At 69.5% G+C, this 20,764-nt stretch carries 20 protein-coding genes and 3 pseudogenes; 7 read left to right on the top strand and 16 right to left on the bottom strand.

Annotated elements, in window-relative coordinates; all coding sequences use genetic code 11:
- Positions 1-19 precede the first annotated feature (19 nt).
- Positions 20-643, top strand: coding sequence for a histidine phosphatase family protein (locus OG819_RS15230; protein ID WP_266649859.1), 624 nt, complete (start codon positions 20-22; stop codon positions 641-643).
- Between the two features lie 167 nt (positions 644-810).
- On the opposite strand, the pseudogene OG819_RS15225 reads toward OG819_RS15230, so the two are convergent.
- Positions 811-999, bottom strand: a pseudogene (locus OG819_RS15225) (sigma factor); the annotation flags it as partial.
- A 153-nt stretch (positions 1,000-1,152) separates the two neighbouring features.
- On the opposite strand from OG819_RS15225, the pseudogene OG819_RS15220 reads away from it, so the two are divergent.
- Positions 1,153-1,540: pseudogene (locus OG819_RS15220) on the top strand (RNA polymerase subunit sigma-70); the annotation flags it as partial.
- A 344-nt stretch (positions 1,541-1,884) separates the two neighbouring features.
- On the top strand, positions 1,885-2,733 hold the full coding sequence (locus OG819_RS15215; protein WP_266625931.1) for a nitroreductase/quinone reductase family protein: 849 nt from the start codon (positions 1,885-1,887) through the stop codon (positions 2,731-2,733).
- A 55-nt stretch (positions 2,734-2,788) separates the two neighbouring features.
- On the opposite strand, the pseudogene OG819_RS15210 reads toward OG819_RS15215, so the two are convergent.
- Positions 2,789-3,057: pseudogene (locus OG819_RS15210) on the bottom strand (AAA family ATPase); the annotation flags it as partial.
- A gap of 65 nt (positions 3,058-3,122) precedes the next feature.
- Positions 3,123-3,728 carry a TetR family transcriptional regulator gene (locus tag OG819_RS15205; protein WP_266649857.1) on the bottom strand — a complete coding sequence of 202 codons (606 nt, stop codon included), beginning with the start codon at positions 3,726-3,728 and terminating at the stop codon, positions 3,123-3,125.
- A gap of 107 nt (positions 3,729-3,835) precedes the next feature.
- Here OG819_RS15205 and OG819_RS15200 point away from each other — a divergent pair, with 107 nt between their 5' ends.
- Positions 3,836-4,807 (top strand): zinc-binding dehydrogenase, encoded by a 972-nt coding sequence (locus OG819_RS15200; protein ID WP_266649855.1) that lies wholly within the window; start codon positions 3,836-3,838, stop codon positions 4,805-4,807.
- 98 nt (positions 4,808-4,905) lie between these two features.
- Here the strand turns inward: OG819_RS15200 and OG819_RS15195 are convergent, their stop codons facing one another.
- The 4 genes from OG819_RS15195 to OG819_RS15180 all read right to left on the bottom strand — a co-directional run bounded on the left by OG819_RS15195 (position 4,906) and on the right by OG819_RS15180 (position 10,173).
- Positions 4,906-7,008, bottom strand: a complete 2,103-nt coding sequence (locus OG819_RS15195) for an aminoglycoside phosphotransferase family protein (RefSeq protein ID WP_323137159.1) — start codon at positions 7,006-7,008, stop codon at positions 4,906-4,908.
- Between the two features lie 269 nt (positions 7,009-7,277).
- Complete coding sequence (locus tag OG819_RS15190; RefSeq protein WP_266649853.1) at positions 7,278-8,246, bottom strand: GntR family transcriptional regulator; 969 nt, start codon at positions 8,244-8,246, stop codon at positions 7,278-7,280.
- Between the two features lie 317 nt (positions 8,247-8,563).
- Positions 8,564-9,346, bottom strand: a complete 783-nt coding sequence (locus OG819_RS15185) for an HAD family hydrolase (RefSeq protein ID WP_266433186.1) — start codon at positions 9,344-9,346, stop codon at positions 8,564-8,566.
- Positions 9,295-10,173 (bottom strand): GntR family transcriptional regulator, encoded by an 879-nt coding sequence (locus OG819_RS15180; RefSeq protein ID WP_266649851.1) that lies wholly within the window; start codon positions 10,171-10,173, stop codon positions 9,295-9,297. The genes OG819_RS15185 and OG819_RS15180 overlap by 52 nt, the downstream gene beginning before the upstream one ends.
- Before the next feature lie 215 nt (positions 10,174-10,388).
- Here OG819_RS15180 and OG819_RS15175 point away from each other — a divergent pair, with 215 nt between their 5' ends.
- Positions 10,389-10,577, top strand: coding sequence for a hypothetical protein (locus OG819_RS15175; protein ID WP_266433181.1), 189 nt, complete (start codon positions 10,389-10,391; stop codon positions 10,575-10,577).
- An 18-nt stretch (positions 10,578-10,595) separates the two neighbouring features.
- On the opposite strand, the gene OG819_RS15170 is transcribed toward OG819_RS15175, so the two are convergent.
- The gene (locus OG819_RS15170) at positions 10,596-11,504 is read right to left on the bottom strand and encodes a GntR family transcriptional regulator (protein WP_266649849.1); all 909 of its coding nucleotides are present in this window, start codon (positions 11,502-11,504) and stop codon (positions 10,596-10,598) included.
- Between the two features lie 170 nt (positions 11,505-11,674).
- Here OG819_RS15170 and OG819_RS15165 point away from each other — a divergent pair, with 170 nt between their 5' ends.
- Positions 11,675-11,860, top strand: a complete 186-nt coding sequence (locus OG819_RS15165; protein ID WP_266433176.1) for a hypothetical protein — start codon at positions 11,675-11,677, stop codon at positions 11,858-11,860.
- Between the two features lie 223 nt (positions 11,861-12,083).
- Here the strand turns inward: OG819_RS15165 and OG819_RS15160 are convergent, their stop codons facing one another.
- The 3 genes from OG819_RS15160 to OG819_RS15150 form a co-directional block, all read right to left on the bottom strand.
- Complete coding sequence (locus OG819_RS15160) at positions 12,084-13,376, bottom strand: GNAT family N-acetyltransferase (protein ID WP_266649846.1); 1,293 nt, start codon at positions 13,374-13,376, stop codon at positions 12,084-12,086.
- A gap of 295 nt (positions 13,377-13,671) precedes the next feature.
- On the bottom strand, positions 13,672-14,649 hold the full coding sequence (locus OG819_RS15155; RefSeq protein WP_266433172.1) for an asparaginase: 978 nt from the start codon (positions 14,647-14,649) through the stop codon (positions 13,672-13,674).
- A gap of 236 nt (positions 14,650-14,885) precedes the next feature.
- Positions 14,886-15,599, bottom strand: a complete 714-nt coding sequence (locus tag OG819_RS15150) for an AmfC protein (RefSeq protein ID WP_266625947.1) — start codon at positions 15,597-15,599, stop codon at positions 14,886-14,888.
- A gap of 235 nt (positions 15,600-15,834) precedes the next feature.
- Here OG819_RS15150 and dtd point away from each other — a divergent pair, with 235 nt between their 5' ends.
- Positions 15,835-16,272 carry a D-aminoacyl-tRNA deacylase gene (gene dtd, locus OG819_RS15145; RefSeq protein WP_266625949.1) on the top strand — a complete coding sequence of 146 codons (438 nt, stop codon included), beginning with the start codon at positions 15,835-15,837 and terminating at the stop codon, positions 16,270-16,272.
- A 227-nt stretch (positions 16,273-16,499) separates the two neighbouring features.
- Here the strand turns inward: dtd and OG819_RS15140 are convergent, their stop codons facing one another.
- The 5 genes from OG819_RS15140 to OG819_RS15120 all read right to left on the bottom strand — a co-directional run bounded on the left by OG819_RS15140 (position 16,500) and on the right by OG819_RS15120 (position 20,759).
- A complete protein-coding gene (locus tag OG819_RS15140; RefSeq protein WP_266625951.1) occupies positions 16,500-17,465 on the bottom strand; it encodes a folate-binding protein YgfZ in 966 nt (321 codons plus the stop codon).
- 9 nt (positions 17,466-17,474) lie between these two features.
- Complete coding sequence (locus OG819_RS15135) at positions 17,475-17,912, bottom strand: Fur family transcriptional regulator (protein WP_099921901.1); 438 nt, start codon at positions 17,910-17,912, stop codon at positions 17,475-17,477.
- 119 nt (positions 17,913-18,031) lie between these two features.
- Positions 18,032-18,607 (bottom strand): FABP family protein, encoded by a 576-nt coding sequence (locus OG819_RS15130; protein ID WP_266625953.1) that lies wholly within the window; start codon positions 18,605-18,607, stop codon positions 18,032-18,034.
- Positions 18,608-18,828: 221 nt separating this feature from the next.
- Positions 18,829-19,854, bottom strand: coding sequence for a hypothetical protein (locus OG819_RS15125; RefSeq protein WP_266649844.1), 1,026 nt, complete (start codon positions 19,852-19,854; stop codon positions 18,829-18,831).
- A complete protein-coding gene (locus OG819_RS15120; protein ID WP_266649842.1) occupies positions 19,851-20,759 on the bottom strand; it encodes a hypothetical protein in 909 nt (302 codons plus the stop codon). Before OG819_RS15120 ends, OG819_RS15125 begins: the two co-directional genes overlap by 4 nt.
- Between the last annotated feature and the right edge of the window lie 5 nt (positions 20,760-20,764).

Genomic DNA, 20,764 nt, shown 5'->3' with positions numbered 1-20,764 from the left:
GGCAACGGAGACCCGGGACATGACAGACACAGCCACTCGATACCTCTACCTCGCCCGGCACGGTGAAGCGTCAGCAGACGAGACAACCCTGACGGAAAGCGGCCGGCGCCAAGCCGTTCTGCTCGGAGAACGACTCCAGAGCACCCCACTTTCGGCGATATATCACGGGCCGCTGCCTCGGGCGCAGCAGACGGCCCAGCTGATCAGCGCACAACTTGACGCCGTCCCACTGCACCAGTCGGAACTGGCCGGCGACTACATCCCCTACCTGCCTGCGAAGGAGGAGCTTCCGCCGGATTCGGCCGAAGCCATGCTCAACTTCCTCGCTCAGGTTCCCGAAGAAGAGCGCAACCGCGGTCCTGCAATGGCCCGGGAGGCACTCGCAGAATTCACAGGCCCGGTCGACGGCGATCGCCCCCGCCATGAACTGGTTGTCACGCACAACTTCCTCATCGGCTGGCTCATCCGGGCTGCCCTCGACGCGCCCGAGTGGCGCTGGATGGGCCTCAACCACGGCAACGCAGCACTGACGGCCATCCGATACGCACCCGGCAGGCCGTCCTCCGTGCTGTTCCACAACGACATGCGGCACCTGCCCGCAGAACTGCGCTGGACCGGCTTCCCGCCCGAACTCCACATCTGACCAAGAAGGCCGTTTGCCCGGACTTGAGCGAGACGACCTTACGAAATGCGTCTCACTCAAGTCCGGGCACCGCAGGTCAGGGGCTCGCCTCGCCCGGACTTATCTGAGACCGGACATCTGCGGACTTGAGCGCAAGGACGCGTTGGGCGTCAGCGCCTGCACGCAGCGCTGCGCGACAACGTCCGCAGGCGGTTGAGCGCTTGCCGGGTGACGACCCGGACGAGGTGCGCCCGCGGGTCACGCACCTGCGGGCGGTCGACGCCGGCCCACCGCAGCCAGGACTCCTGCGGCACGTCCTCCGCGTCGGCCGCAGACCCGAGCATCTCGTAGGCGACCGTGAACAGCACCAGCTGCAGCCGACCCGTGCCGCGACGGGGTCCGTTCCTGCCCGACCCCCAACAAGGACGACCAACAAGGGCGACCAGCACGGCCGTTACCCCCCGTGACCCCGATCAGCCCACCCGCTCCGCGAGGAACTCCTCCCCTGCCCGTGCCGCCGGTGACCATCACCGCTGCCCGAAGCCGATCTGGCCCGGCGCCACCGGGTCGTCGACGCGTTCCTCGCGGCCACCCGGGGCGGGAACTTCGACGCGCTCGTCGCCCTCCTCCACCCCGACGTGGTCCTGCGCGCCGACAAGGCCGTCATCCCCACCCTCGAACCGATCGTGGTCCGCGGGGCCCAGACCGTGGCCAAGGGCGCGATGGCCGCGACCGGACGCGCCGCGTTCACCGGGGTCGCGCTCATCGACGGGACGGTCGGGCTGGCGATGGCCCCGCGCGGCCGCCTCTCCGTGGTGCTCGCTTTCACGATCAGCGGACGGTCTGGTCACCGAAATCGATGTGATCGCGGAGCCGGAACGACTGGGCGGACTCGAAATCGCCGTTCTCGACAACTGAGGGCCAGAAAATCCGTCGAGGCAATCCCGTATTTCCCTTCATACGGGATTGCCTCGACGCGCGTACGGCATTACCGTTGCGCCCATGACTGCCGGGTCGGCCCTGCGCCGTGAGCGAGTTGGTTGCCCGGCCTCCGAGTGAGGCCGAGGCGGGGTAGAGCCCCGCCCACCCCGACCACCCCCTTCTTCACGTCACCGCGCGTCTCCACCTCACCGCGCGTCTCCACCTCACCGCGCGTCCGCTTCTTCCGGAATTCCGCGCGCTCTCCAGCATCCCCTCACCGCGCCGCGCCCCAAAACGCGCCGCGGCAATTCACCCTGCCCGAAAACAAAAGAAAGCAACGCATGCCCAACCCCTTCAACCAGCAAGTCATCGACGAGTTCCGTGCCCACCACGGGAAAGTCGGCGGATATTTCGAAGGAGCCCGACTCCTTCTCCTCACCACCACCGGCGCCCGTACCAAAACCCCGCACACCACCCCCGTCGGCTACTACCCCGACGGCGGCGACCGGGTCATCGTGATCGCCTCGGCCGGGGGCGCGCCCCAGCACCCGGACTGGTACCGCAACCTCGTCGCCCACCCGCGCGTGCGGGTGGAGAGCGGCGTCTTCACGTACGACGCGCAGGCCGTCGTCCTCGAGGGCGCCGAGCGCGACCGGCTCTTCGCGCGGGCGGTGGAAGCCGATCAGGGATGGGCGGAGTACCAGGCGAAGACGGACCGTGTGATCCCCGTCGTCGCGCTTCGCGAGATCCCGCAGGACGGTCCGCCGCACATCGAAGCGGGCTCAATGGGCAAGGCGCTGAGGCTCGTTCACGACGGCTTCCGGCGCGAACTCGCGATCATCCGCGAGGAGTTCGCCTCCTCGGGCAGCTCCCTCGGCGCCCAGCTCCGGGTCAACTGCCTCACCATCTGCCAGGGCTTGCACCGGCATCACGCCGGCGAGGACCTCGGCCTGTTCCGCGCCCTCGCCGGCCGCCGCCCCGACCTCACCCCGGTCCTGGACCGGCTGCGCGTCGAGCACGAGCGGATCGCCGTGCTGGTCGAGGAGTTGCGCCGGGTCGTCGGCGAGCGGCACGCGGACCCGACCCTTGTACTCCCCGAGGTGGTGCGCCTCACGGAGGAGCTGGAGGCCCATCTCGCCTACGAGGAGGAGCGGTTGATCCCGGTCCTGGAGGCGGCGGCCGCCCCCTGACCCTCGCCCGAGCGGCGTGGCCGGTGACCGGACCCCTGCCCTGGTAGCCGCCGGGTCACCAGGGCAGGGGACGCGCGTGCACGACGTCCAGCCGCGACACGGCCCGGGTCAGCACCACGTACAGCCGGTGCGGTCCCCGCTCCTCCGCCTCGGCGACGGCCGCCGGTCGACGGCCACCACATGGTCGTACTCGAGCCTCTTGGCGAGGGCGGCGGGCACCACCGCGACACGTGCGCCCAGTTCCTCGGGCCCGGCGGCCTCGATCCCGGCGGCGCCGAGCGCCTCCCGCACCCCTTCGACGTCCGGGTCTGCCGCGACGTCACCCGACCGAGGATACCGAATGACGTTACCTAGTAACATTATTTACTTGGTAACTCACCTCGATGAGGTTACGCGTATCGCGGGAGACCCGCCCCCAGCTGCGTGAACGCCTCCTCGGCCGCGGCGACCGCATCGGGGCGCACCTGCTCGACGGTCTCACCAGCGGCGATCCGCCGCCAGTTCTCCAGAGCGAGGATGCGCTGTACGGCGATGATCTGACCTGCGGCGAGCCGGGCCCCGAGGTCGTCGCCGAGCGCCTCGGCGAGGGCGGCCTCGGACCGCTCCAGGTATCCGGACAGCCGGGCGGCCAGAGAGGGCGTCCCGTAGAGCAGGCGGTGGTAGGCCAGGACCTGCGGGGCGTCGTTGAGGCCGGTGATGGGATCGGAGCGCTCCAGCCCGTCGAGGAAGTGGCGCCGCAGCGCCGCCACCGGGGACGGGCCCCCTACGGCCACGCGCGCGGCTTCGTCCTCGTGATCGGCGAACCGGTGCAGGACCAGGTCCTCCTTGGTCGGGAAGTACCGGAAGAGGGTCGGCTTGGAGATCTCGGCGGCGGCGGCCACCTCCGCGACGGACACGGCGTCGAACCCCTTCTCGAGGAACAGTCCGATCGCGATGTCGGAGACAGCCCCGTACATCCGCTGCTTCTTGCGCTCGCGCAGTCCGATCTCACCCATGCCCCGAGCCTACGCACGTCCCGGCAGCACCTTGACCTCAACCGAGGTTCAGGTCGAAGACTGTCCGGCGTTCGGCGACACCTCTCTTCGGCTTTGAGGAGCATGCGATGCGAGCAGTGCAGGCGAAGGAGTTCGGCGGCCCCGAGGTCCTCGTCTCCGTGGAGCTTCCCGATCCGGTTCCGGGGCCGGGCGAGGTCGTGATCGACGTGGCATACGTGGACACGATCTTCGTGGAGACGCAGGTGCGGGCGGGGTGGGGGAGTGACTGGTTCCAGGTGACCCCGCCGTACGTCCCCGGAGGTGGCGTGTCCGGTGTCGTCGGCGCCCTGGGTGCGGGCGTTCCCGCCGAGTGGCTTGGCCGCCGGGTGACGTCCCTCGTGTCGGACGGTTACGCGGAGCGCGCGGTGGCACCGGTGTCCGCCCTGACCGTCGTACCCGATTCCGTGGACCTCCTCACCGCGGCGGCCCTGGTCCACGACGGTCTCACCGCCGTCGGCCTGCTGGAAGTGACCTCCGTGGGCCCCACCGACCGTGTCCTGATCCTGGGCGCCTCCGGTGGCATGGGCACGCTGCTCGTCCAGCTGGCCCACGAGCGCGGGGCACGGGTGGTCGCGGTGGCGCGCGGAGACGCCAAGCTCTCCCTGGTGCGGGACCTGGGGGCGGACGCCGTGGTGGACGCCGCCCTGGACGACTGGGTGGCCGCCGCCCGCCGGGCGCTCGGCGGGACCGCCGAGGGGGCGGACGTCGTCCTGGACGGTGTGGGCGGCGACCTGGGCGCCGCCGCCCTGCCGTTGACGGCCGACGGAGGCCGGTTCTCCGCCCACGGGGCGGCGTCGGGCGGCTTCTCGCCCCTCGACACGGAGGAGGCTGCCCGCCGGGGGATCGAGGTCTTCGGCATCGGCGACATCCAGTTCGCCCCCGCCGACCTGCGCCGCTTCACGTCCGCCGCCCACAGTGAGGCCGCGGCGGGGCTGCTACGGCCGGTGATCGGGGAGGTGTTCGCGCTGGAGCGGGCGGGGGATGCGCATACGGCGGTCGAGGGGCGGGGGCTGGTGGGGAAGGTGGTGCTGAAGGTGTGACGGGGGCGGACCGCCGGGGGCGGACGCTCAGGCCGTCGGCCCCCGTCGCCGGCTCGGCGGCGCGAACAGACTCCACAGGTCTTCCAGAAGCGGAAAGGTCACGCGTCCGCGGAGCCTCCGGCTGTCCGTTGACCGCCATGGTCTCCCTGCGGCAGCGCACGGGCAAGATAGGGGTTGGCCGTCAGTTTGCCCGGGAGCCCCAGCGCCGCTGTCGCTTCCGCCAGAGTCATCGCGTAGGCATCCACCGCACGGCGGACGTTGGGGGCATCGAGGCTGTCACCGGTCACCAGGCGGTCGAGGTCCACGAAGGCCGAACGGATGACCTCCATGGAGCGATAGACGCGCCAGTCCTCCAGCCAGCCCTTGGTGCAGTCCTCCGGCAGCAGACGGGACCAGCGGGAGAACAGCCGCGCACGGATCTCGGGCCGCGTCGGGGTGAGATGCATATGGCGGACCAGGTCGTGCAGCGGATCACCGACCGTCGCCATCTCCCAGTCGATCAGCGTCAGACCGCCGTCCTCCCGGCGCACGAGATTCCACGGATTGAGGTCGCCGTGCAGGAGTACGGACCTACGGGGGACCAGGGTGTGGCGGTCGAGGAGCTCACCCAGCCGGTAGCCGCTGGGCAGCCCGAGCTCCCGCGCCAGATCCCGGGTGGCCTTGGGGAGTTCGGTCACCATGTGGACCAGCTCGTCCCGTAGCCCAAGGTAGTAGTCGTGCCCTCGCATCTCGGGGGCCAGCTCGTCGCAGTCGACGTGGGTCAGCGCCCCGAGCTGGTTCACGAGATCGTCCGCCTCGTGCGGCAGAAGTCCCTCCTCCGGGTGCTCCGGGGGACGGAATCCGGCGCCCGGGCCCTCGTAGGAGTGGATCGTGAACTGCTCCTTGAGGCCGCTGCTGCCCAGGGCCAGCACTTTCGGCGCCCGTACCGCGACCCCCGACCGCTCGATCGCTCCCAGCACCGAGTGCTCGTTCAGGAACCGGCGTTCCCTGGGGTTCACCGACCCCACCTTCCGGCGCACCATCACCGGGAACGGGACCCCCGAGACCCGCACCGCCGTACTGAGATGAGCCGTTCCCTTGAACACCCGGTCCGCCGCGGCGGCACCCTCCTCGAACAGCGCTTCTCGCACCGCCCGTTCGGGGAACCTGGGGTGCTCGGCCACCCGCGTGTCACGCTGCCAGACGATCTGCGAGACGGACCTGTCGCGGCTGTGCCGGCCCCCGTGGGACTCGTTCCATCGAAAGAGAATGCGTTCGATGGCGTGCTCCCCCGGCACGCTCTTGAGCCGCAGCGGCTCCTCGGCCGCCACCAGCGCCCGGTGCACCGACCGCGTCGCGGCGTCCAGGTCCCGCTGGTCGAAGGAGTCGCCCAACGAATTCGCGGCGCGCATGACATCGGGATAGACCGACTGGGCCCTCTCGAAGGCGACGTAGTGCTTCAGGTCCCGGTCCATGCCGTAGACGGCCTTGCTGCGCCGGGCGCTCATGGCCTCACGCCAGGCCTCGACCACCTCGTGCCACTGATGGTCGGGGTACTGCATCCGCACCAGATGGGTGGCGAGGTCGTGCAGCGGGTCCCCGTAGCTCGCGAGCTCCCAGTCGACGCAGATCAGGGGCGGGGCGCCGTGGTAGGAGACGATCACGTTGTCCCGGTGCAGGTCCGTGTGGAGCAGACCGAAGGGACGGCTGATGAGGTTCGGCACCCGCTCCGCGAACCGCACCATCGCGTCCTCGGGAATGCCCAGCATCGCGAACAACCCGCCGAACAGCCCCCAGTTGGGCTGTCTGATCTGTTCCTCTGCGGCGAACGCCAAGGCCCGCAGAAAGGCCCGGCTGTCCCGGCTCGACCGGGGCCAGGACATCGGCAGGGGCGGCAGTTGCTGCCTGCGCACCTGCGTCATGTCCGCGAGGAGACCCGCCAGAGCGGTGATCAGGTCGGAGTCCACCGGCTTGCCGTTCGGGCAGATGCTGGAGAGGGGCACACCGTCCACATAGCTCAGGACGGCCGTCCCCCGGCGCTTGACCAGACAACGCGGGACGTGCGGAAGAACACCACAGATCGCGTTGAGGATCTCCGACTCGTCCTGCCAGGTCCTGATGACCACGGGCAACACCGATCGAATCCGCTCCCGCACCGTGACCGGCTGCCCGTCGTCGCAGGCCACGAGACGGGCATCGCCCTCGGTGAGCGGCCGCACCATGTAGTTGAGATTGTGGTGCCCACGACTGAACGACCCCAGCATCCGGGCATAGCGCACGAATCTGTCGTACGCCTCGTCGTCCGCCCTTGGCAGAGCGGGCTTACCGAGATTTAGCGGACCGCCCACGGGTCACTCCTGAATAACTGTGCGTCGCAGCTGATGCTCATGCGCCGCTAGAGAGGTGAGCACACCTTAGTGCCCGCACACGAAGGCCGCCGTGCGGACCGGGGCAATCGGTGGTCACCTGAGAGAGATACCACTCGTGGGCGTCAGGACTTCTCGGCGAGGAGGTTCCAGCACGAGTCGAACCAGGCCTGCATGCTCTCCATGAACACCGAGCCCGTGGAGTCCGGGTCGCCCTCGTCATTGACGTGCCGCGTCAGCGTGGATCCGAGGCCGAGCACGTCAATGGCATCGACCTCCGTCTCGTCGTCCAGGAGGATGGTGCGCTCCAGGACCTCGTAGGGCCCGAACAGCGCCTCGACACCCGGCCGCAGATAGAGCTTGAACGGCGGGGCCAGCGGTACGTACCGGATGTCCACCCGCACCTCGGGCACCAGGCCCTCGGTCTTCAGGTCACGCAGAGCCGTGCGCAACGAAATCGTGTGCCGGCCGGTGATGGAGCGGAACCGCTCCCGGAGCTGCTCCTGCAACTGGTCCAATTGTCCTGGATGCTGCTCCGGGTCCGGCTTCCGCTCCTGCTCATGCCCCGGTTGCGGCTCCTGCCCCTGCTCCCGCCCGACGTCCTCGTCCGGCTGCTTCGCGCGGGGATACGGAAGCTCGAGCGACCTCGAGGGCAGCAGCATGCGCAGCTCGATGCGCTCGGGCTGCACCTCGCCGAGGCGGATGCGCTCGGCCTGCAACCGGATGTGGGCGTTCAGGGACTCAGAAGTCAGGGTGAACACGTCCAGCTTCACGACCTTTTGAGCGAAGGCCCGGGCGATGAAGGTGCCCAGCGCCGCGCGCACCCGGGGCTCCTCCTTCTTCGGCGCCCTCAGATGGATCGGGGTGACGACCCGTGTTCCGCTGCCCTGACGGGACTTGACCCAACCCTCGCTGTTCAGCTCCCGTATCACACGCTGCACGGTGTCGCGGGAGACCTCGAACTCCTCCGCCAGTTCACGCTGCGGCGGCAGATGGGAGTCCGGTGCATAGGTGCCGTCGGCGATACGGGAGCGCAACTGTTCCAGGACACGCGCGAACTCGGTACCACCTCCGTCACCGCGTTCCTCGCTCACATCGCGACCGTACCTCGCCCGGTCCACCGGCAAACCGTTTCCCGTCGGATTGGCGGCGGATTCCGAAATTGACAGGACTGGAAGTTGACTGGCCGTTAAGGGATCAACCAGGCAGGGGATACCTACCTCAAGTCAACCAGTCCAATTGGACAGCAAGTTGATCGATTCACGGAAGTGGACGGGTGAGAATCATGATCATCTACCAACCGGTCCAGGCGAACGCCGAGTTACGGACAGCAAGGATCACAAGGGCGACCCGTACGACCAAGACGACCAAGACGACCCGTACGACCAGGACGGCGCCACGAACCTCGGCGCTACCCCCGAAGCACCCGCAGAACCGGCTCGAGCGACCCCACCACAACCTCGGCTCCCGCCTCCCGCAGCAGCTTTTCCTTGTAGCCGTTACGCGCGTAACCGAGGAACGGAACGCCGGCCTGCCGGGCGGCTTCGTAGTCCGAAGGAGCGTCGCCGATCATCAGGGCGGTCGAGGGGGCGGCGCCCAGGGCGTTCAGGGCCCGGTTGAGGCAGTGCGGGTCCGGCTTGAGCTGGTGCAGGTTCTCGGTGCGGCCGTAGACGTTGGGGGCGAAGCAGCCGATGAGGTCGCGGCCGGCCAGGTAGCCGGCTGCGGTGCGCGCGGAGTTGTTGGTCGCGATCGCCAGTCGCGCGCCCACGGCGCTCCAGGTCCGGATCAGCGGATCCGCGTACGCGGTGGGCCAGGCGGACGGCACCGCCTTGAGCTCCTGCTGGGTGAGCCGTTCCTCCAACTCGGTCACCAGGTCGCTGTGCGGATGGCGCCGGTGGACGGCGTACAGGACGACCATCGGGTCCGGATGGACCTGCTCCTCCTCGGTCAGCAGCCCTCGCAGCCCCTGCCGCTCCAGCCACTCCACCAGGTCCTTCGCCACGTCCTCCGCGGAATGCCCCGCGAACAGCCGACAGATCGGCCCGTCGAAGTCGAAGAGCACGAAGCGAGCGCGTTCGATCACTTCCCGCAAGTTCTCGGTCTCTGCTGCCACCAGTTCAGTCTGCGCCGTATCAGAAGTCACTAGGAGAGTGTCAGGTCCGTGGTGATGGTTTCCCAGAGGGCGTCGAACCACTTCTGGGATTGATCCACGAACGCGGCGTCCCGCTGACCGGTCCGTCTGTCGAAGGAGAAGAGGAGGGACTCGGATCCGAGAGCGTCGTACATGTCCAACGTGCCGTTGCCCACCTCCTCCTCACGCCGCTGAACCATGTAGTAGGCGATTAAGGCCTCGACACCGTTGAGCAGGTACAGCTTCACGGGCGGGGTGAAGGGCAGGGCCCGGAAGGCCACCCGTACGTCGATGCCGTGCGAGGAACGCAGGGCGCGCAGGTTGTGCTGGAGGACGTGGACCTGGGCGTTGCGCTGGGCGAGCCAGCGCTCATGGACCGGGTCGTCGTCACCGCGGCCGTCGACGGGGACCGGGAAGGCGAGGTTGATGTCCCGGGACGGGAGCAGGATGCGGACGTCGATCGACTCCGGGCGGATGCGGCCCTCGTGGATCTGGCGGACGGGTTCACCGAGCGCGAGCATCAGGGTCTCGGCGGTCAGGCAGGCCGCGTCGACCCGGACGTGCGGCGCGGAGAACGCGTCCGCCAGCCGGGGGGCCAGTCCGACCATCGTCGTCTGCGGCTCGTCCCGGGTCGGGGCCGGCTCCGCGATCCGTGGTGGGCTGCCCTTGCTGACGTTGCTGAGCAGTCCGTCGTCCTGGAGCGCGCGCAGGGCCTGGCGGACGGTTCCTCGCTCGACACCGAACTCCTCTGCCAACTCCGCCTGAGTCGGCAGGCGGTCGCCCGCCTTGAGGTCTCCAGCGCGGATCCGGTCCCGCAGGGCGTCGGCGATCTCCTGGGGCGAGAGCCTTCTGCTGCCGTTCACTGCAACGTTCTCCTGGGTCACGACCAAACGCTACAACTCGCATCCATCTACGGGGAGTTGTTTGAAAGTTGTTTATGACTACTAGCCAAGTGGGGACAACTTAATCAGAGTTGGCGACCAACTTGGCCAAGTTGGCGGAAGTTTTGCCTCCCCCACCCGAGTCCCGTCGCCGACTCACCCGGGCTCGCCCTCGCACACCCCAGAGGAACCACCACGCCACAGTAGAAGCAGGAGAACCGCCCATGCCCGCCATCGCCCTTCTCTCCGCCCTCTTCGTCGTCGGCTTCGACCAGTTCGTGCAGTGGCAGTACGGCACGACAGGCGTCGTCGGCCTGCTGCTCCTCACCATCGGCATCAAGGCGAAGAGCCCCACCTGCAGCTCCATCGGCGCGGTCGTCCTCGCCCTGATGGTCGCGGGTCCTGCCCTGTGACGTGCAGGGGAGAGTCGGTCAGCTCGAGAGCAGCAGCTTGGAGCTGATGGTCTCCCACAGCGCGTCGAACCAGAGGTGGGACTGCTCCACGAACGTGGTGTCCCGCAGCCCGGCCCCGTGCGCGAAGGGGAACAGCATGGACTGGGTGCCCTGGACGTCGTACATCTCCAGGTACTCGTGGTCCACTTCCTCCTCGCGCTTGGTCAGCGTGTAGTACGCGAAGAGCGCCTCGACCCCGTTGAGCAGGTACAACTTCACCGGCGGGGTGAAGGGGAGCGCACGGAAGGTGACGTTGACGTCGATGCCGTGCGTGGCACGCAGGGCGAGCAGGTTGTGGCGCAGCACCTGGCCCTGGGCGTTGCGGTTGGTCAGCCAGTTGCGCTGGAGCCGGCCCGCCGCCGACGCGTCCACGGGCGCGGGAAAGGCGAGGTCGATGTCACTGCTGGGAAGCAGCACACGGACGTCCACCCTGGCCGGTTTTATTCGGCCTGCGTGAATTTGCCGGAGGGGTTCGCCCATGGCAAGCGTGAGCGATATCGATGTCAGGCACAACGCGTCGATCTGCACGTGCGGGGCTTCGAAGGCGGCCGTGATCCGGCCGCCGAGCGCCACCGTGGTGGGCTGCGGCGGGGCTTCCGGGCCGGTCAGGCCCCGTTCCAGGGTGTCGGCGACGGTCGCCGGGCTTCCCTTGGACACATTGACGAGCAGACGTTCCGACTGCAGGATGCGCAGCGCCTGCCGGACCGCCCCGCGTTCGACGCCGAACTCGTCGGCCAGCTTGGCCTGTGTGGGCATGCGCTCGCCCGGCCGCAGCTGGCCGGACCTGATCCGGCTGCGCAGCTCGTCGGCCACCTCGCGGTGTGACCTCTGTGGCCGTGGTGACCTGTTCCGCCCATTGACGGAGGCGTGTTCCGGTTCCACGGCCAAACACTACAACTTCGCGCCATCTTTGGGCAGTTGCCGGATAGGTGGTTATGAGTCGTCCCAACGCGGAGATAACTACCAGTGAGTTGGTTGCCAACTTACACAACATGGTCACACTTCCGGAGGGTTGGCCGCCAGAGTCGTCCTCCCCAGGACCCCAAGGAGGGAACGTCATGCCGCTCATCGCCCTCGCCGTCGCCGCCCTCGCCCTCGGATTCGAGCAACTCATCCAGTGGAAGTACGGGCCGCTGGGCATCATCGCGTTCGTCGCGCTGTCCGTCGGCCTCAAGGCCAAGAACACCACCATCAGCGGCATCGGAGCCGTCCTGCTCGTGATGCTGCTCGCCCAGTCCGGCTGATCGGACGCCACCGTCCGGCAGTCCGGCTGACCGGGCTCCCCTCCGGAGGGGAGCCGGGAGCTCGGTCAGTCCGTGTCACCGCACCACCGCACGGCTACGGATGCAGTACACCACCACTATCCGACGCGACCGGAGGGAGCGCCCGCAGTACACCGAGCACCACCACACCACCCGTACAGACCACACCATCCAGAATCAGAATCGGAATCGGAATCGATCGGAATCAGAAGAGGTCCGGGCACCACGGTCGCCTGGACGTACGGAGCAGGGCGTCGGCGACGATGGCGGCGCCCTCTCGTTCTTCCCGCACCCGCCCGAGCGCGGCCAGCCGCACCGCCGACTCGTCGCCCAGCCACAGGGCCGCCAACTCACCCACGTCCAGGGTGAGATCGGCGGTCGTCGTGGTCTGTGCACAGGTCGCCCCGTCGGGTCCGGCCTCCAGGCGGTAGCGCCCGGCGGACAGTCCGTCCCCGTCGGTGACGTCCAGGACCAGGGTCCCGGACCCCGCGTACGTCCGCGCCTCCAGAGCCCGTACGACGTCCAGGATCCGTACCCACAGCCAGTCCGCCTGGGTGGTGATACGGGCGGCGCGCGGATCGGGGAGGAAGCCCGGCAGCAGGTCGTCCGGGGCGCGCCAGCCGGTCTTGACGTGGGCGATCCAGTCGATCGAGCAGAGGTACTGCCACAGGGCGCGTTCGGCCGTCGGGGTCACCGTGATCAGCCAGTTCACTTCCGCCGTGTTCAGCGGTTGCTTGGCGTCGCCCCAGTTGTCGTCCGACTCGTAGGAGACCAGGCCCTCGACCTGACCGTTCGCCGCGCGGTACACGGCGTAGAAGGGCTCCTTCCAGGAGTCGCCGCTCAGGCTCAGTACGCCGGTGTTGATCTGCCACCAGCGCTCGTCGCGGCTGACCGCGCCCGGCTGGGTGCGCCTGAGCCGCTCGTGCAGCTCCGGGCCGAGCTTGCGTACGTCGTCGCCGTCCACCAGGTCGATACGTGCGCCGTCGGGCGGGCCCGACCAGCGGGGGTCCAGGCCCGACCTGGAGACGTCGATGGTCCACTCGGTGGCGGTGGTGGCCTGGCCGAAGCCGTACCGCCCGTAGATCGCGTACTCCGCGGCGATGAGGGTGGCGACCACGTCACCGCGGTCCTTCGCGGCCGTGAGGTCGGTGGCCATCATGCGGGTGAGGATGCCTCGACGGCGGTGGGTGGCGGTGACGCTGACGTTGGTGATGGCATCGGCGGGGACGGGGGTGCCGCCGACGGTGGTGAGCCACTGCGGGAACGATCGGAAGGTGGCGACGATGGGGGTCCCCCCGCTCGAGCGAAGTCGGGAGTGGGCGAGGTCGGTGTCGAATGCGCCGAGGGTTCGGTGCGGCAGGATGTTCGCACCGCGGTTGGTGATCTCCTGTTCCGACGCGGCCGGGGAGCGGAGGAACCCCGTGTTCAGCGCGCGGATCCAGTCCGGGATCTCGGTCTCCGTGATCGTTCGTATGTCGATTTCCTCGCGACGGCTCATGGGCTCACGCTAGGGCGACGACTACTCCCCTGTCGCACCTTTTTCGCCCCCGCCGCCCCTACCCGTCCCATCCCCGGGGGCTCCGCCCCCGGACCCCCGGGGTGCGTTCTTCGGCTGCGAGCGGCGGGGGGCTGGGCGCGCAGTTCCCCGCGCCCCTTAGGAGCGCTGGCGCGCATCCTTCAGCCCGTCCGGCGTTTGAGGACGAGGCCGTTCAGGCCGAAGGGGGGTCTGGGGCGCAGCCCCCAGGTAGGGATGGGACGGGTAGGGGCGGCGGGGGCGAGGGACGTGCGGTCGCTTAGAACACGGCCCGGATCTCGCCCACCTCAACGCCTCCGCCCGTCAGTGGAGCGTGACCGATTCTCGAGATCACCGGGGATCGCATGCCCAGGAGGGACAGGGCGCGGGCGAGGACGGGACCGAGCGCTCGGGTGGCGCCGTCGTCGATCTTGAAGGCGAGGGCCCGGCCGTCGGGGAGGGCGACCGCCTGGACGCCCTCCGCACCCATTTTGGAGAGCGCGCCCGGGATCTCCCGCATGAGCCACGTGTCGGGCCGGCGCGTACCGGCGACGTACTCGGGGTGGGCGCGCATGGCGTCGGCGACACGGCGTTCGGCGGAACCGGGTACGGCGAGGACGAAGGAGCGGAAGGCACGGGCGAGGCCCGTGAGGCTGATCGCCATCAACGGCGCACCGCACCCGTCCGTACCGACCGCCGCCACCGACTCCCCCGCCGCCTCCTCGACCACCGTGTGGATGAGCCGCTGGAGCGGATGGCCGGGGTCCAGGTAGGAGTCCAGGGGCCAGTCCCGTAGCGCGCACACCGCGAGCATCGCCGCGTGCTTGCCCGAGCAGTTCATGGTGACCCGGTCACGGACCGCGCCCCCGGCGAGATACGTCTCCGCCTCCGCCGGGTCCAGCGGCAGATCCGGCGGGCACTGCAACTGTCCGGCGTTCAACCCGTGCTCGGCCAGCATCTTCTGGACGAGATCGCGGTGGAAGGTCTCCCCGGAGTGGCTGGCGGCGGCGAGAGCCAGCCGTTCGCCGGCCAGCTCCAGCCCCGCCCGCAACACACCCGCCGCCTGCATCGGCTTGTTGGACGAGCGCGGAAAGACCGGCGTGGTCACCTCGCCCAGCGCCAGTTCGACCGACCCGTCCGCGGCCAGCAGCACCAGGCTGCCCCGATGACGCCCCTCGACGAATCCCGAACGGACGACCTCGGCCAGAACCGGGGGTATGGAGGGGTCTGCGGCGGTGGCAGGGGCGGCGGCGGACATCGGCGGTGGCCTTCCATGACGGGGACCGGCCTGGTGATCGAACCGCGGCCCCGTACGGGAGGTTCCCCGTCGGCGTGGCCCCGGCCGAGCCCCGCGACCGCATGCCCGGGCCAACCCCGGACGCGGCCGCCGCGACCGCGGAACCGGGCGGAGCCATGGGGCCCGGCCCCGGATGTCCCGGGCCGCCGGCGCCGCCGCAGCGTCGCACGTGCCCCGGGATCGCCGGGGCCACCGCGTCACATGAGCAGGTCGTCTACTTGTGCTTCCCCATCACGGTACCTGCGGGCGATCTCGGCGCTGCAATCGTCGGCGGTGCGCTGCAGGTGCTGGCGCCGCCGGGAGACCTGCCGCTCGTAGCGCACGAGCCGCCCCATCCCCGCGCCGAGCTCGTCGTCCGTACGTGCTTCCAGGTCCGACAGCTCCACCTCGGCGAGCATGTCCGAGGCCAGCCGCCGGTACTCCTCGCCGTACGGTGTGCCCACTGTCACATGGCGGGCCGAGGAACGGTGCCGGGCCGGCGCGTCCGTCAGGATCTCGGCGAGCCGGTCGACGACCGACGTCGCGCCGACACCCGCTCCCCTCCCCCCGGCCGGACGCAGGCCCGGACTCGTCCCCAGGCCCGAGACCAGCGGCGATCCCGACGTCGCGGAGGGCGCCCGCAGTCCCCCGCGGCGCGCCAGCTCCGCCCGCAGGATGTCGATCCGCCCCTGGAGCAGGCGCCGCACATAGCTGAGGTCGGCCTCGTCGCGCTGTGCGTCGCGCCGCAGTGTCCGCAGTTCGGGCAGCCGCAGCAGGGTCAGATCGGGTGCGGGCGGGTCCGGGTGCAGCGGGCTGTCGGTGCGCTGCACGGGAGGACGATGAACCCCCGTACGACCGCCTCCTGCCCGCGGACTCGTACGGGTCAACGACACAGCCCCGGGCGGCTGCTGCCCGGTACTCGGTGTGCTCATGTGCCTCTACCGTCCCCTCGACCGGCGCGGTCCACCCCACGGTTGCACCGCAACACACGCATCGTGCCACCCCAAGTGGCCGCTATGTGACCGAGTGCCCCTGATACGCCCCAGATGGGGGGTAAGGAGCAAAAAGAAACCCTCGAAGGACCCCTCGATAGAGGTCCGGGGATCACCTGCGGAGGCCTTGGGCCCCCTGAGGGTGGGCTACTCCGCGCACGGCATGATGGTCCCCATGCGTGCGGTGGTGCAGAGGGTGGACGGCGCGAGCGTCGTCGTGAACGGCGAACACGGTCCGGAAACGGTCGGGGCGATCGACGGCGAGGGGCTGTGCGTCCTCGTGGGCGTCACGCACGACGACACCAAGGAGAAGGCGGCCGGGCTCGCCCGCAAACTCTGGTCCATCCGGATGCTGGCGGACGAGAAGTCGTGCTCCGACATCGACGCGCCGCTGCTCGTCATCAGCCAGTTCACCCTGTACGGCGACGCCCGCAAGGGTCGCCGCCCCACCTGGAACGCGGCCGCCCCCGGCGATGTCGCCGAACCCCTCGTCGACGAGGTCGTGGCCCAGCTCCGCGCGCTGGGTGCCACGGTGGCGACGGGCCGGTTCGGCGCGCAGATGCGCGTCTCGCTGACGAACGACGGCCCGTTCACCGTGCTCCTGGAGATTTGAACCCTCCCCTCGTAAACGAAGGGGATTCCTGGCTCACGCCGCTCGGTCGCTCAGCGAACGATCGAGTCTTACGCGATCAGCACCAGCCGGGTTGGAACCAGCCCGGACAGCTCACCCGCTGCAAGGTCACGCAACAGCAAAGAGACTCCACGTGCTTGGCTCTCGCAACGCTTCATCTGCGTTTTACGCTACCAGCACGCCGGTTCGCTCCAGGGGCGAACCGACTTTTACGGCTCGACCACGACCTCCTGCGCCGCCGCCGTCGTGTCCGCCAGCAGCCGCGCGTCCAGCGGCACGTTCCGCTTCACCAGGGCGAGCGCGATCGGGCCGAGCTCGTGGTGGCGTACGGAGGTGGTGATGAAGCCGATCTTCCGGCCGTCGGGGCCGTCGTCCGCGAGGCGGAGTTCGGTGCCGTGCGGCGGCAGATGGACCTCGCTGCCGTCCAGGTGCAGAAAGACCAGCCGACGCGGGGGCTTGCCCAGGTTCTGTACACGGGCCACGGTCTCCTGGCCCCGGTAGCAGCCCTTCTGCAGGTGCACCGCGCTGCCGATCCAGCCCAACTCGTGCGGGATGGTGCGGTGGTCGGTCTCGAAGCCGAGCCGCGGACGGTGGTGCTCGACGCGCAGCGCCTCGTAGGCCAGCAGCCCGGCCGGCGGACCGGCCTTCTCGGCGTACGACTCCAGGTCCGCACGCGGCAGGAAGAGATCACGCCCGTGCGGCGTCTCGCGTACGACCACGCCCTCGGGCACCTCGGCGATCGAACCGGCCGGCAGGTGCACGACCGCGAAGTCGTCCGTGCGGTCGGCGGTCTCGACGCGGTAGAAGAACTTCATGGACTCCAGGTACGCGAGCAGCGCGTCCTGGGTGCCGGGTTCGACGTGGGCCCAGGTCGTGGTGCCGTCGTCGACGAGGTACAGCGCGTGCTCGATGTGGCCGTGCGCGGAGAGGATCAGCGCCTCGGTGGCGCGGCCCGCCGGGAGGTCCGTGACGTGCTGGGTGAGCAGCAGGTGCAACCAGCTCAGCCGGTCCTCCCCGGTGACGGTGACGACACCGCGGTGCGAGAGGTCCACGAAGCCGGTGCCGTCGGCGAGGGTGCGCTGCTCGCGGAACAGGTCGCCGTAGTGCGCCGCGACCTGTTCGTCCACGCCTTCGGCGGGGACGGCGCCGGGCAGGGACAGGAGAGGGCTCTTCATACGCCTAGCCTACGACTTGGTAGTTGAACTCTTGAGAGAGCAGTCCTTGCACCGGCCGAAGATCGCGAAGTGCTTCATGTCCGTCTCGAAGCCGAAGGTGTCCCGCAGCTTCGCGGTGAACTCCGCGGCGACCGAGACATCCGCCTCGATGACGTTCGTACAGTCCCGGCAGACCAGGTGGATGTGATGGTGCCGGTCGGCCAGGTGGTAAGTCGGCGCGCCGTGCCCGAGGTGCGCGTGACTGACCAGACCGAGCTCCTCCAGAAGCTCCAGGGTTCGGTAGACGGTGGAAATGTTGACCCCCGACGCCGTCTTCCTCACCTCGATGAGGATGTCGTCGGGGGTCGCGTGCTCCAGGGTGTCCACAGCTTCGAGGACAAGCTGGCGCTGCGGCGTCAGCCGGTAGCCGCGCTGCCTCAGGTCGCTCTTCCAGTCGGTGCTCACCACACTGGAAGTCTAGGACCATTCCGGGATGTGACGACCTGAGGAGAGCCGCCGAACCGGCCGGACCACTTTTCACCTACGTGCCGGATCACTTTCCGACTACGTGCCGGACCGCTCTCCGACTACTTGAAGAACGCGATCCCGTCGTCCGGCATGTCGTCCGGCAGGGCCTTGGCCCAGCGTTCGACGTCCTCAGGGGTGACGACCTTCTTCAGGTGCGCGGACATGTAAGGGCGCAGTTCGACCTCGGGGGTCTGCTTCTCGCCGACCCACATGAGGTCGCTCTTCACATAGCCGTAGAGGCGCTTGCCGCCGGTGTGGGGACCCGAGGCCGCCGTCCGTGCCACGGCGTCGGTGACCAGGTCGATCTGCGGCGTCTTGGCCGCCAGGTCGCCGTACCAGATCTCGACGACGCCGTCGTCGCGGGTCATAACGACCTCGACCTTGCGGTCGGAGTCGACGCGCCAGAAGCCGGACTCGGTCTCCAGCGGCCGGACCTTGTTCCCGTCGGCGTCGAGCACCCAGGTGTGCGAGTGGTACTCCAGGAAGTCACGCCCGTCGTGGGTGAAGGTGACCTCCTGCCCGAAGTTGCACTTCTCGGAGCCGGGGAAGTCGTGAACGCCCGCACCGGCCCAGTCGCCGAGCAGGAAGGCAAGAGGGAGCAGGTCCTTGTGCAGGTCGGACGGGATCTCGATCATGAGCTCGGCAGTTCCTCGATGGGGGTCAGCGCTGGCCCTGGTACAGCTTCTTCACGCTCAGCCCGGCGAAGGCGAGCACGCCGACGCAGACCAGGACCAGCAGGGTTTCGAAGAAGATCTCCACGGGGTGCTCCTCGGATGAGCGGGGTGGGCGGTACAAGAGCCGAGCCCCACTCTAGTCGGGTGGGGCTCGGGACTCGCTGCGAGGTACTCCCCCTGGGTCAGCCGAGCAGTAGACTCTGCAGGACCACCGCCTGCTGGAACGGGACGGCCTTCGCGGTGCCCTTGCGGGACTGCACGATCACGGCGAGGGTGTCCCCGGCCGAGAGGTACGCCTGGCGGACCTGCTCAGCGCCGTACGGCTTGGTCTCGTCGTACGCGTGACGGGTCACGTCGTCGACCGCGGCGCGGCCCGGGAACCGGTCGTCGGCCATCATCCGCTCGGCGCCGCGCACCGCGTAGTTCGGCATGTTGTAGCTGGTCAGCCCAGGCGAGTTCACCTCGTCCGCGACGGTGACCGAGTCGAACTGCAACAGGTAGATCCGCGTGTGCGTACCGTCCGGCGTCGTCCAGCCGCGCGCCGCGATGTGCCGCAGACCGTTGTCGGTCAGCTGCTGCCCGACCGTCTCCCGGTCGTCCCGCGTGGCGTACTCCGCCAGGAACGTCTTCGTCGCCAGCCAGCCGTCCGCCCCGCGCAGCGCCGGGTCGATGTGCGCGCCCTTCGGGGCGGGCAGTACGAGCCGCCGCAGGTCGGCGTAGTGGGTGCCGGTCCTGTTCGACTCGGCGAGCGCGCGCGGGCTGCCGGAGGGCAGCGGCGGCCGGGTGATCGTCGGGTAGTCCCAGCGCCCGTCCGACTCCGTCGCCAGACCGGGTACGTCGGTGCGGTCCATGCGGGTGATGCCGTACGCGACCGATGTGCCGACCACCGCGAAGACCACCGTGGCGGCGGTCCAGCGCAGCACGGCCCGCAGCACCCGACGGTCCTTGCGCACCGGGACCGGCGGCACCTCGGGCCCTACGGTCGTGGACGGTACCTCGGGGTCGGCGACCGCGGCCGGCACCTCGGGCACGGCGACCGCGGCCGGCACCTCGGGCACGGCGACCGCGGCCGGCGCCTCGGGCACGGCGACCGCGGCCGGCACCTCGGGCACGGCGACCGCGGCCGGCACCTCGGGCACGGCGACCGCTGGCCGCTCCTCGACCGGCGCCGCGGTCCCGTCCTCCACGGAGCTCGTCCGCTCGGTCATACCGCCTCCCCCGGCTCGGCGATGCGGTCGAGCTGCTCGCGCAGCAGCATCGCGACACCCTTGGTGTCCAACGGCTTGGCCCCGTAGGCGGTCGCGCTGACCAGCACGTCACCCTGGTAGGCGGAGCAGACCATCATGTCGAGCTTCTCGTCCTTGTCCTTGGTCGGCAGGAAGCACTTCGCGTTCTTGTGACCCTTGATCTCCGGCCCCTTGCGGAAGATCTTGAGGGCGTCGAGGAACTCGTTCTGGAACGTCGACATGCCCTTCACCGCCGCCTTGTCCTCGATCTGGGCCAGCTCGACGCTCATGGTGAAGGCGCCGTTGGCGTACAGCGTGGAGTTGATCCCGCTGGAGGTGCTGAGGTAGCTGCGCATCGCGATGCCCTTGGTGTGCTGCTCGTCGATCCGCTTCTCCAGGTCCCGCCGCTGCGAACGCGGCAGGTCGCGCAGCGCCTCCTTGCGCAGAGCGGTGGCCTCGGGCCCGCTGAGCGAGGCGTCGGAGCCGAACTCGCCGATGTCCGGGCCCCGGCTCCAGCCCTCGGTGCCGTACGGCACGAGCATCGCGGCGAGCCCCGAGGGGGCCTTCGCCGTCTTCGTGTCGTCGGGGGCGGGAACCGGGAAGGTCCAGGAGGGCGCGCCGGGGTCCCGGTCGGCGTCCTGGACGGTCACGACGGTGTAGCCGGCACCGCCGACGACGGCCGCGACGAGGAGCACGGAACCGGCGACGGCGGCGATGCGCCCCCGGCGGCGGGGCTTCTTGAAGGGGGCGGCGGTTTCGGGCGCGACGGTTTCGGGCGCGACGGTTTCGGGCGCGACGGCTTCGGGCGCGGCGGCTTCGGACGCGGGCTCCTGAACGGACTCCTCCACGCGCTCCGGCACAGGCTCCTGAACGGACTGCTCGCTCATCGGTC

The organism is Streptomyces sp. NBC_01549, from assembly GCF_026339955.1.
GTDB lineage: Bacteria > Actinomycetota > Actinomycetes > Streptomycetales > Streptomycetaceae > Streptomyces.
This window is presented reverse-complemented; position numbering and strand designations above follow the sequence as displayed.

Excerpts from the sequence above, each read along its gene's own strand:
- OG819_RS15140 (WP_266625951.1), bottom strand. The coding sequence starts at position 17,465 with ATGAAGAGCCCTCTCCTGTCCCTGCCCGGCGCCGTCCCCGCCGAAGGC.
- OG819_RS15150 (WP_266625947.1), bottom strand. The coding sequence starts at position 15,599 with ATGAGCACACCGAGTACCGGGCAGCAGCCGCCCGGGGCTGTGTCGTTG.
- OG819_RS15130 (WP_266625953.1), bottom strand. The coding sequence starts at position 18,607 with ATGATCGAGATCCCGTCCGACCTGCACAAGGACCTGCTCCCTCTTGCC.
- OG819_RS15195 (WP_323137159.1), bottom strand. The coding sequence starts at position 7,008 with ATGGTGCGGCCGCTCACCGAGGGCGATGCCCGTCTCGTGGCCTGCGAC.
- OG819_RS15160 (WP_266649846.1), bottom strand. The coding sequence starts at position 13,376 with ATGAGCCGTCGCGAGGAAATCGACATACGAACGATCACGGAGACCGAG.
- OG819_RS15125 (WP_266649844.1), bottom strand. The coding sequence starts at position 19,854 with ATGACCGAGCGGACGAGCTCCGTGGAGGACGGGACCGCGGCGCCGGTC.
- OG819_RS15175 (WP_266433181.1), top strand. The coding sequence starts at position 10,389 with ATGCCCGCCATCGCCCTTCTCTCCGCCCTCTTCGTCGTCGGCTTCGAC.
- OG819_RS15200 (WP_266649855.1), top strand. The coding sequence starts at position 3,836 with ATGCGAGCAGTGCAGGCGAAGGAGTTCGGCGGCCCCGAGGTCCTCGTC.
- OG819_RS15215 (WP_266625931.1), top strand. The coding sequence starts at position 1,885 with ATGCCCAACCCCTTCAACCAGCAAGTCATCGACGAGTTCCGTGCCCAC.
- OG819_RS15155 (WP_266433172.1), bottom strand. The coding sequence starts at position 14,649 with ATGTCCGCCGCCGCCCCTGCCACCGCCGCAGACCCCTCCATACCCCCG.
- OG819_RS15165 (WP_266433176.1), top strand. The coding sequence starts at position 11,675 with ATGCCGCTCATCGCCCTCGCCGTCGCCGCCCTCGCCCTCGGATTCGAG.
- OG819_RS15205 (WP_266649857.1), bottom strand. The coding sequence starts at position 3,728 with ATGGGTGAGATCGGACTGCGCGAGCGCAAGAAGCAGCGGATGTACGGG.
- OG819_RS15120 (WP_266649842.1), bottom strand. The coding sequence starts at position 20,759 with ATGAGCGAGCAGTCCGTTCAGGAGCCTGTGCCGGAGCGCGTGGAGGAG.
- dtd (WP_266625949.1), top strand. The coding sequence starts at position 15,835 with ATGCGTGCGGTGGTGCAGAGGGTGGACGGCGCGAGCGTCGTCGTGAAC.
- OG819_RS15230 (WP_266649859.1), top strand. The coding sequence starts at position 20 with ATGACAGACACAGCCACTCGATACCTCTACCTCGCCCGGCACGGTGAA.